Source organism: Nitrobacter sp. 62-13, from assembly GCF_001896955.1.
Classification (GTDB): Bacteria; Pseudomonadota; Alphaproteobacteria; order Rhizobiales; family Xanthobacteraceae; genus Nitrobacter.
On record NZ_MKRN01000082.1, the window covers coordinates 1024 to 2523 of the forward strand.

General features: G+C 66.4%; 1 protein-coding gene and 1 pseudogene. One reads left to right on the top strand and one right to left on the bottom strand.

The annotated features are described in order from the left end of the window. On the top strand, nt 1-1267 hold a 1267-nt coding region (locus BGN91_RS07740; RefSeq protein ID WP_292611998.1), incomplete at its 5' end, for a hypothetical protein. Nucleotides 1268-1313: 46 nt separating this feature from the next. On the opposite strand, the pseudogene BGN91_RS17655 reads toward BGN91_RS07740, so the two are convergent. After that, nucleotides 1314-1445, bottom strand: a pseudogene (locus BGN91_RS17655) (KTSC domain-containing protein); the annotation flags it as partial. Between the last annotated feature and the right edge of the window lie 55 nt (nt 1446-1500).

Sequence of the window (1500 nt, forward strand, 5' to 3'; positions counted from 1 at the left end):
CGCCGCGATACTTGCGGCCTACGCCGTCGATTTCGTGGCGGGGCGGCCCCAAGCGGATCGCCGCCTCGCGCTGTTCGGGGGCGCTCTGGCCGGCTCGGGCCTCTTCGCCTTTCTGATCATCGTCCCGCCGGGCCACTACGGCACGGTCGCCTGCGACACCTATTCCGCGCCGCATCTGTTCGCATTGGCGGCGGCCGGCATCTCCTTTGCCGCGGCCGGCTGTCTATCATCGAGGCTCGGAAGCCCCTGGCGGCGCGCCGTCGCGCTGGCGATCCCGGCGTGCCTCTCGGTCGCCGGGCTCGTCTATTTATTTCCGGAGTGCCGTGGTGGACCGTACTCCGCCGTAAGCCGCTACGTCATCACGGATTGGCTCGGCCATATCGCACAGGAAAAGAGCCTGCTCGACCGGCCGGACATCGTGCTTTCGCCGCAGATCGGTGGCATCGCGCTGGTCTTGCTCGGCGCCGTCGCGATAGTCGCAGCCGGTCTCAAGCCTCCCCATAAACGCAATCTCGTCCTGTTCGCGGCATTCACCCTGCTGGCGCTGCTGCATGGCTATTTCCTTGTCCGCTATTTCCGCTATCTCGGGTTCTTCGCCAGCCTCGGCCTCATATTGACCGTTGCAGCGCTGCTTGGCCGGGAGAGAACGCAAGGAAGCATCCTGTCCGGCACCCTAACGGCGCATCTGCCTTCCGCGCCTGCCATGCTGGCGCCCGGTCTCCTGCTCGTGGCTGCCACCATCGGATCCTATTTCGTCCGCCATGTGCCGAAAGATTTGCCCCCGAGCGGCGCGAACTTCGCCGGCGACTGCGATCCGGACCAAGGCGCACGGCTTGTATGGCCCCAGGGCGCGAGCATCCTCTCGCCGCCCAATCTCGGCATCCAGATCCTTGCCGCCGAACCGGAAGGACGAGCGACGATCGTCGCGACGTCTCACCATCCCGCCTGGCGCGGCATCGAGCGCGCTTTTCGCTTTCTCGCTCCGCGCACGCCGGAGCCGCGCATCTATCTGGACCAGTCGAAGGCAACCCACGTCGCGATCTGCGCATGGCGCGGCCCGTCCTCCGCCATTCTGGAAAAGTCCTTCCCGCTGACCGCGGCTTTGATGGAGGGCCATCCGCCCGCATGGCTCAGCGAATGCCCGCTTTTGCCCGCTTCGCCGATCCGCGTCTATCGCTACCCCGCCGCCGGGGGTGCGGGATCGGCCTGCCCGGCTGCGGAGGACACGGCCCCTGCCGCACGAGCCGATAGCGGTACGCGCCCTTAATGCGGTAATTGACGAAGCGGCCTTTCGAGGGCGCTCTGGCGAAGGCGGCCCAGACCCGCGGGCCGACGCCGAAATAGCGATAGACGGCGCCCCCGGCATATTCGAGTTCGAGGATTTGCTTCCCCCAGTCGTACCCGGCGGAGGCGATCGCGCTCGACGAGATCTTTTCCCTTTGCATCGTCGGTTCAACGAATGACGGCGCGAGGAGTTGCGATCGATCGCGAAAGCCAGGG